An 8,574-nucleotide genomic window follows, 5' to 3' on the forward strand; every position below is an offset into this window, starting at 1 on the left:
ATTAAAATTTAACGGTAAGTGACGCACCATATAACCTTGTTGGCGGCGTTTGATTTTCGTTAGTTGTACCTACAGCATTTGAATTATCTATACTGTATTCAGGATCTGTCCATGGGTTACTCTTAGGCCTAAACAGCAACAGGTTACGACCAACCAGGCCAAATTGCAGGCCTTTGATAACTTTTTGGTTTTTGATAAAACGGTAAAGGTCAAAGTTTAATGCAACCTCCCTCAGTTTCCAGAATGCAGCGCTGTTTACATATGTACTTGTTGCATTGTAGTATGCAGAGCTTGTCCAGAAGCCTGTATTTCCGTCAGGAATTGAAATACTTGTGTTTGGCACATAGGTATTAGCACCTGTTTGGATCACCGAGTTTGGATAGATAAAGCGCTGACGACCTGCTGAAGCTGATACTGCTGAGGTACCGGTGAAGTTTAACGCTTGACCTACGATGTTATTAATAAAGTAACCACCCCTGTATTCAGCAACAGCTGATAACGTAACAAATTTATATTTGAATGAGGTAGTAATACCTAATATCGCTTTAGGGGCCGCATTACCCAAAGGTACAACGTTTGCGGTTAAAGTAGGTAAACCAGTGCTTGCATTAACTACTACACGGCCTTGCGGATCACGTACTAAATCTGTTCCTTTAATATAAGGGAATGGTTTGCCAACAATAGCATAGCTGTTACTTGCAGTGCCGTTGTTATACAAAAGCTGAAATTCGTTGGTACCGTCCTGAAGTGACAATACTTTGTTTTGGAGTAAGCTTAAGTTAGCACCAAGATCCCATGAAAAATCGCCTGCTTTAACAACCGGCGAACCTTTTAATTCAAACTCCCAGCCGTAGTTTTCAACTTCACCCAGGTTTTGTACAGAGGTTGAGTAACCAGAAGCCGGCGATATTGCTACAGGGAAAGTTTGGTTTTTAGTGTGCGTGTTGTAATAGGTACCGGCAAAGTATACGCGGTTATCAAGGAAGCCTAACTCCAAACCAACCTCTTTCTCATATGAAAGTTCTGGTTTAAGATTAGGGTTATTAAGCTGTGAGCTTAATGATAATGCAGGAGTGCTGCCGAAAGGTGCACCTGCTGTAGAGGCAAATACGTTTTGTAATGAGTATGGGTTGATATCAACCTGACCTACTTTACTGTAGCTACCCCTTACTTTAGCATATGATAAAGTCTTTTTGTTTTTCAACGCCGGGATAGCGTCAGTTAATACAACTGTTAATTTTGCTGAAGGGTAGAAGAACGAACGGTTAGCTTGCGATAATAATGAGCTCTTATCGTTACGACCAGTCACCTCTAAAAACGCCCAGTCTTTGTAAGCAATGTTCAAGTCGCCAAAGTAACCGATAAGGTTTTGCCTGAATTGAGCAGTTCCAGCCAAAGGCTCACCTGTTCTGTAAGCAAGGTTATAAAAGTTATTGATCAACAGGTTATTTGAACCATTGGTTACAACATTAATGTATTTGGTATAAACGGTATTACCTAATAACAAGTTACCGGTGAAATCACCAATTTTATGTTTAAAGGTCAGGAACAAGTCGCCTTGTAAACGTGAATAACCAGTACCACCATCGCCAAAATAGCTTGCGTCAGCAACGCTACCTGGTTTAAATTTAACCTGAGATGCGATATTTGATGTACCGAATGGATCAGAAACTGCATATGGTGAGAAATCAGTCTCGGCAACTGTAGCCTTATATTGCTGCCATCCGTATGACATAGACACTTTGTAAGTTGCATCAAACCATTTTACCGGCGCAATTTTAAACGATGCGTTACCAACTAACGCGTCTTTTGTAGTTTTTTGGCGAGAGTAAACTGTTTGCCAGTAAGGGTTTGGATAGTAAGCATTGTAAAAACCGTTCACATCGCTGAATTTATCAGTGAGGTTTTGGTATTTCCTTAAGTCTACATCAGCTTGCTGGTTCAACACGTTCCAGTATACGCCCCTGCCCTGGAAGAAATCCGGACCAGATACGTTAGTTGTTGTTTTGGTATAGCCAATAGAGTAGTCGGTTGTGAAAATGCCATATTTTTTCATAGCAGCAACCCTTAAACCAGTTCTTCTGTTACGGTCATTAGGAACAATGCCTTTAGTATACACATCCTGTGCAGACATATAGAAGCTGCTGTTTGCATCACCTGATTGGTAAGAAAGGTCATTTTGCTCAGTTAAACCAGTATCAAAGAACGCTAAGCGCGGGTCTTTACCGGTTGAAGCATATTTTACGCTTTGAACGCTTCCATCTGCTACCGGAACGCCTAACTGTACAGTTGAACCGTCAAATTTAGGACCGAATGACTGGTTTTCGTAAGGCACGTAACCGTAAAAGCCAGTGTTAGGATCAATAACCTCACCTGCACCACCACCAAATTCTCTTTGTAATTTAGGGAAGTAAGAGAAGTTTTCAATTTGAGTTGAATTTGTATAAGTAATAGTAGGAGCACCTGAACCACGTTTAGTAGTGATCAAGAGTACACCGTTTGAACCTTCAGAACCGTAGATAGCAGCAGCACCTGCACCTTTCAGTACAGTAACGTTGTCGATATCATTAGGGTTGATTTGGTTAATGAAGTTACTTGATACCGGTGTACCATCAACAACAACCAGCGCCTGGTTGTTACCGTTGATACTTCTGTTACCACGCAACACGATACGAACATCAGGATTAACACCGTTATTCACAGTGTTGATCTGTAAACCAGCTACTTTACCGGTTAAGCCGTTAGCGATGTTGGTTACTTTTGATTCGGTTAACAATTTGCTGTCAACAGTTGTTGAAGCATAACCAACCGCACGCGCCTGCTTTTGAACGCCATAAGCGGCCTGTACAACAACCTCGCCCAATTGCTTGGCAGCGCTAACCATAACAACATTAAAATTGATCCGCTGGGCAGAAGCAATTTCCTGTGTTTCGTAGCTGATGAACGAGAAAACGAGTGTTGAATTTTCCGGGATGCTTAGAGAGAATTTACCGGCTGCGTTGGTTTGGGTACCGATTGTTGTACCCTTTACTTTTACTGTTACCCCGGGGATGGGAAGGCCGTCATCTTTGGCCGTAACTGTACCAGTAACTGTACGATTTTGCGCGAATACTTGCGTCATAGACAACACAAGTAAGCACAAACTTACGAGTAGAAGTTTTTTCATTTCGTTAATAATAAGATCAGTTAATAGTTAATTAATCATAAAAGTAATGTTACGTTATCAAAAAGTCAAGTAATTTCTTTGAAAACGTCATTTTTTTTTCAAAAACCAAAGTTTTAGCTTAAACAATAATAATTATAGTACTATGTATTGCATAATACAATCTAAAACATATATCTTTGTATTATGATCGTCGAAAATACCCAAACCCAAATGAGGAAAGGCATACTGGAGTATTGCATTCTCTCCATCATAGCTAAGGGCGAAACATATGCATCAGACATAATTGCTGAACTTAAGAAAGCCCAACTGCTTGTAGTTGAGGGTACTCTGTATCCTCTTTTAACCCGTTTAAAAAATAATGGCCTGCTCACCTACAACTGGGTCGAGTCAATTTCCGGGCCGCCACGAAAGTACTATGTACTCTCGGACGAAGGCCGCGCGGTACTTGAACAATTAGATAAAACTTGGCAAGAACTGGTATTTGCTGTTCAAACAGCTATCGGGGAAAGAAAATAGAAAAACCTACAAACTCACCATAATCATGAACAAAACAATTATCATAAATATAAACGGCATGGTTTTTCATATTGAAGAAGATGCCTACGAAGTGCTGAAGAACTATATGACGGATGTAAAGCGTCATTTTTCTACTTCGGCCGATAGCCTGGAGATCACTACCGACATTGAAAACCGCATTGCCGAAATGTTTAACGAGATCCTTGCCCGTGATGCCAAACAAGTTATTGTAGAAGCAGATGTTAAGGAAGTTACTGAACAAATGGGCAGCGTGCAGGATTTTGAAACTGCCGAAACCGACGCCAAATCTGCAGGTGGCAATCCGTTTGAGTACAACACCGAACGCCGCAGGCTTTTCCGCGATCCGGATGATCACCTCGTTAGCGGTGTATGCGCCGGTATTGCCAATTATTTTGACATCAACCCAGCCTGGGTAAGATTGGCCTTCGTTATCTCAACGTTTTTTGCCGCCATGGGCCTTATTATATATGTAATACTATGGATGGCAGTACCTAAAGCCATTACCCGTGCCGACCGCATGGCGATGAAGGGTGAAAAGCAGGACTTGAAGGGCTTTAAAAAGAACTTTGAAGAGGAGTTAAGCACCGTGCGTGAAAACCTTCAAAACTTTAAGCATGAAGCCAAACCTTTCATTTACCAGGTTCGCGATCTGATCAGCGATATCTTTGAACATCTTGGAGCCTTTTTAAGAGGTACCGGCAGCTTACTTGGTAAACTGGTGGCCGCGGCTATTTTATTGGCCTGCCTTGGCATGACTATAGCGCTCATCGTTTCGCTTATCGCTTTATTTGCAGCAGGCAATATGGGCATCTATAACCTGTTTCCGTTCAACATAACCAATCATCAGGCCAACGGCATTTTTATGGCAAGCGGTTTCCTGGTATTATCTATACCATTATTGGCCATTATTTTATCAACGATAGGCTTCCTGTTTAAAAAAGCTTCATTTAACCGTTCAATTGGCACTACCTTATTGTGTATCTGGCTGGCATCACTGGGTGCGGTTTCATACTATGGCGTAAAAACAGCGGCCAGCTTTCGCGAGGGTGGTAAGTTTACGCAAACTGTTAAACTTAAGCCAACTGCAAACAATACCTATTACCTGCAGCTGAATGATACCAAATATTTAAGCAACGAGGATAGCACCCGCCTTAAAATAAACGAACGCTTTAAAGGCATGATCATTTTAGATGATGATTTTAATGGCGATGATATGCCAAACCGCAACGTTAATATCGATATTGAAAAAAGTGATGTGCCGCAACCTGTGCTCATCGAAACCTTTAGCGCCCGCGGCAGCAATCTTGAGGACGCTTTGATCAACGCCCGCAGTGCTTCTTATCGCTTTGAGCAAAAAGATTCGGTATTAAATTTCGATCGTCACCTCGAAATGCCTAAAGGCTTTTTATGGCGAGGTCAGGAATTACACCTTACGCTTAAGGTTCCGCTCAACGCTAAAATTATCATCGACCAAAAACTCGACCGCAACATCAACTTCAATATCTATGATTGCAAAAGCGATGGCGACGGCATCACCACAGCTACCTATATCATGACTGCAAACGGGCTGGAATGCAAAGTTGATCCGATAAAAGCCGCTAAGTTCAAGGCCGATAGCTTAAAAGCACTTAAACAGCAGGACACAACACTGGAAAGCCCGGATACTGCAAAAGTACAAGGGCAATAAAATCATTTCCTATGAAAAGCATTTTTAAATATATAAGCCTGCTAATTTTTAGCGGGCTTATTATTCCTTTTTACTTCCTGTTGCAAACAGGCGGCAAACCGCTTTTAGCCAACAGGATAAGCAATGGGGAGGCAAACATTCCCTGCCAAAATGAAATGCCAATAACCTTCCGGATTATTAAGGATATGGCAAAAAATTTAATGCCTGCATTAAAAAGTGAAAATAATCTGTAACCTACACCCCTGTTTTTGCATCTTAATGTAAAAAGCAACACAATTACCATTTCCGGGTAATCCGGCAACATAAATTTAATAATGGTTAAAAAATGGCCTTAAAGGCCAGGTGGGATTGTTTTGCTAAAATTTTAACTAAAAGCAGGAACACTATGAAAACAATCGCCTATATCTCATAACTACTAAACCCTAAAAGCCGGGAAACACGCCGGGAACTAAAGAAAACTTATTTACAGAATTTAAAAAAGGAGCAATCCTTTAATGGCATTGTATTGCCGATACTTTTTAAACCGAACTAAAAATGAAAACTATCATACACAACATATTTTATACACTGCTGCTTGTTGCTATCAGCTGCGGTGTATCCTTCGCCCAGCAGGCTCCGCCCGCCGCCAAGGTATCCGGAGCTTTACTTAACGAGCAGGGCAAACCCCTTGATTATGCAACCGTAAGCCTTTTGCGCGCATCTGATTCAACAGTAGTTAAGGGAGCATTAAGTAACGATGCCGGGGTTTATGTTTTTACCAACATAAAAGCAGGTAACTATATCATCAAAGCCTCGGTTGTTGGTTATCAAAAAGCAGTAAGTAAAAGCTTTGCTGTTCCTGCAAATGCGTCGCAGGTTACAGCCCCTGCTTTAAACCTGCGCACCGGTAGTACCGAATTAAAGGCCGTTACCATCACTGCAACCAAACCCCTTATTGAACGTAAGATAGACCGTACCGTAATGAACGTTGAAAACAGCGTACTGGCAGCCGGCAATACCGCTATGGAAATTTTAGAACGCGCCCCGGGCGTTACTGTTGACAAGGACGACAACATCAGCCTGAAGGGTAAACAGGGCGTAACCGTAATGATTAACGATAAGCTTACCTATCTTACCGCCGCACAACTGGCCACGTTGTTACGCTCAACCGACGGCAGCACCATTAAATCCATCGAGATCATTACCAATCCATCGGCAAAATATGATGCGGCGGGTAACTCAGGGATCATCAACATCAAATTAAAAAAGAATACACAATCGGGCACAAACGGTAGCATTACCGTGGGTGGGGCCAAAGGTCAATACTGGCGCGATAACAGCAGCCTAAACCTTAATCACAAACAGGGTAATCTTAACGTATTTACCTCATTAAGCAGGGGTGATAACAAACGCGGACACGATCTGCGCTTAAACCGCGTAGTTACCGATAGCCTGGGCAATAAAACATATTTTAACCAACGGTCATTAATGCCGGGCAGCAACCATTACAACAACTACCGCCTTGGTGCGGATTATGACCTTACGCCAAAACACACCATTGGGTTTGTAGTAAGCGGCTATTCAAATTCCGGCACCGATAATAACGATACTAAAACCATTATAGGTAAGCAATTTGGTGTTGCAGATTCTTCTTTACATACCACCTCGGTGATTAAACAAACATATAAAAACTTTGCACTTAACCTTAATGACAAAATTAAGATAGACACCAGCGGCCAGGAAATTAGCTTTGATTTGGATTACTCCAAGTTCAAAAACAACTCCAACGCGTTTTATTATACCAATTATTTTAAAGAGGATGGAACTCAGCAGCATTTTCCGCTGAATTTAAGCAACCAAACCCCATCAAACATTACCATATACACAGGCAAGGTTGATTATGCCAAACCCATCACTAAAACCATAAAGCTGGAGGCCGGTGCAAAATTTAGCAGCGTTAAAACCGACAATGACCTTCGCGCGCAAAAGCAGGACAGTGTTACCATGGCTTATCTAAATGACACCACGCGCACCAACCGGTTCATTTATAATGAAAAAATAAGCGCCGCGTATATTAACCTTAACAAGCAGTTCAAGAAAACATCAGTACAAATAGGCCTGCGTGCCGAGCAAACCCGGTCGACAGGAAACTTAATTGGTTTTACACCGGTTAAAAGAAGCTACCTCAACTTTTTCCCAAGCGTATTTGTTAATCAAACCTTAAGCGACAAACACGAAATGAGTTTTTCATACAGTCGCCGTATCGATCGTCCGGGGTATGATGACCTGAACCCGTTTGTATATTACCTTGATCCTTACACCTTTTCAAAGGGCAATGCCTTCCTGAAAGCGCAATACACACAAAACTTTGAGCTTAATTATACTTATAATAAAACCGTCAATGTGAGCCTCGGTTATAGCCGCACGTCTGACGCTATTACCGAACTGATACTATCAGAAGGCAATAAAACCTTCCAAACAAATGACAACCTTCAAACCCAAACCGGGTACAACATCAATGTAAACACTCCATTCACCATTACCAAATGGTGGGAAGGCAACATTAATGCAACCGCATTTTACCTGGGCTTTAAATCAGATACACTGGCTGGTTCAAAATTCAATGATGGTCAATGGGCTTTTCAGGGCCGTACAACCCAAACATTTAAATATGCGGGTTTCCGGTTTGAGGTAATGGGCGATTATCAGTCTGCTTTAACCTATGGCATCTACAAGATCAGGCCGCGTTACTCAATAGATATGGGCCTGAGCAAATCATTCATGAATAAAAAATTCAACGTAAAGGCTTCGTGCGATGATATTTTCAACATTCGCCGTAATGACTTGAGCAGCCATGTGATCAACAACAACTTTGACATCAAACAAAAGAATGATACCCGCGTAATGCGCCTTACTTTCACCTACAACTTCGGTAACAACTCCATTAAAATGCGCGAGCACCGCTCAGGTGCCGACGATGAAAAAGGCAGGGTGAAGGGAGCTAATTAGTGGGCAGGTGGCAGTTATCACCTGCCAGTAGCAGTTGACTATCCACAAAAAGAAAAGCGCCGAATTATAAGTTCGGCGCTTTTCTTTATAACGATTTCGTAACTTCATCAGCTAATTCAAAAACTGCAAACTGCAAACTGCAAACTGCAAACTGCAAACTGCAAACTGCAAACTGCAAACTGCAAACTGCAAACTG

General features: G+C 41.8%; 5 protein-coding genes. 4 read left to right on the plus strand and 1 reads right to left on the minus strand.

Translation table 11 applies throughout. The annotated features are described in order from the left end of the window. Nucleotide 1: 1 nt before the first annotated feature. The gene (locus BMX50_RS07970; protein ID WP_091209924.1) at nt 2-3,166 is read right to left on the minus strand and encodes a SusC/RagA family TonB-linked outer membrane protein; all 3,165 of its coding nucleotides are present in this window, start codon (nt 3,164-3,166) and stop codon (nt 2-4) included. Nucleotides 3,167-3,349: 183 nt separating this feature from the next. Between BMX50_RS07970 and BMX50_RS07975 the strand changes: the two genes are divergently transcribed. The 4 genes from BMX50_RS07975 (at nt 3,350) to BMX50_RS07990 (ending at nt 8,378) form a co-directional block, all read left to right on the plus strand. Further along, nucleotides 3,350-3,682, plus strand: a complete 333-nt coding sequence (locus BMX50_RS07975) for a PadR family transcriptional regulator (protein ID WP_091209926.1) — start codon at nt 3,350-3,352, stop codon at nt 3,680-3,682. A gap of 25 nt (nt 3,683-3,707) precedes the next feature. After that, nucleotides 3,708-5,390, plus strand: a complete 1,683-nt coding sequence (locus tag BMX50_RS07980) for a PspC domain-containing protein (protein WP_091209928.1) — start codon at nt 3,708-3,710, stop codon at nt 5,388-5,390. Nucleotides 5,391-5,401: 11 nt separating this feature from the next. After that, nucleotides 5,402-5,623 (plus strand): hypothetical protein, encoded by a 222-nt coding sequence (locus BMX50_RS34240; protein WP_143065123.1) that lies wholly within the window; start codon nt 5,402-5,404, stop codon nt 5,621-5,623. Between the two features lie 301 nt (nt 5,624-5,924). After that, nucleotides 5,925-8,378 (plus strand): outer membrane beta-barrel family protein, encoded by a 2,454-nt coding sequence (locus BMX50_RS07990; RefSeq protein WP_091209932.1) that lies wholly within the window; start codon nt 5,925-5,927, stop codon nt 8,376-8,378. Nucleotides 8,379-8,574 lie beyond the last annotated feature (196 nt).

Origin of the sequence: Mucilaginibacter gossypiicola, from assembly GCF_900110105.1 — a bacterium.
Taxonomy (GTDB): domain Bacteria; phylum Bacteroidota; class Bacteroidia; order Sphingobacteriales; family Sphingobacteriaceae; genus Mucilaginibacter; species Mucilaginibacter gossypiicola.